Source organism: Bacillus cereus group sp. BfR-BA-01524 (assembly GCF_022662595.1).
GTDB classification, from domain to species: Bacteria; Bacillota; Bacilli; order Bacillales; family Bacillaceae_G; genus Bacillus_A; species Bacillus_A thuringiensis_S.
Genome location: NZ_JAKUDW010000271.1, coordinates 1 through 546, shown reverse-complemented (window position 1 = coordinate 546; position 546 = coordinate 1). Strand labels below are relative to the sequence as shown.

Sequence of the window (546 nt, the reverse complement as noted above, 5' to 3'; positions counted from 1 at the left end):
TTGTGAGTCTTCATTTTTTAACCAATTCTTCATTTTCGTTAACATATATCTTGCTCCTTTACCTATTCCATTTTTGATAATGCCTTCTATAAACTTGCAAATCCTTGCATTAAAGATTGAATAACAATCACCATTGGATAAATCACAATACATCCAATAACTGCGACGTTAAATTTATTCATTTCCATTGGTTTATTTTGAATGAGACGGTTATAGTTCTCATGTTTTAACTCACGCATCATTTTAATCTGTGCATCCATAATACGAAGACTCTGTACCTTGTCCGTTTTTTGCGCTTGTTGCAATGCAATCGTAAAGGTATTTACTTCTGGACTATTTAAGGCTGCTGCAAAGTTTCGAAATGGTTGATCCGATCCTGCATACATTTCTAATTCCGCTGTAAGTGTAGATACATACGGACGAAGATGTCTTCCGGCATATATTTGCGCCTTTTTTACTGCTTCTAATGTTGTATGTGTTTTTAACAACTGCAGCATAGGAATTAGATACTCTGGTAATTCGAACTTCCTAGCTTCTATCGCCTGC

1 pseudogene is annotated in these 546 nt (G+C 35.3%); it reads right to left on the bottom strand.

The annotated features are described in order from the left end of the window. Nucleotides 1-86 precede the first annotated feature (86 nt). A pseudogene (locus MR170_RS31000) lies at nucleotides 87-546 on the bottom strand (hypothetical protein); the annotation flags it as partial.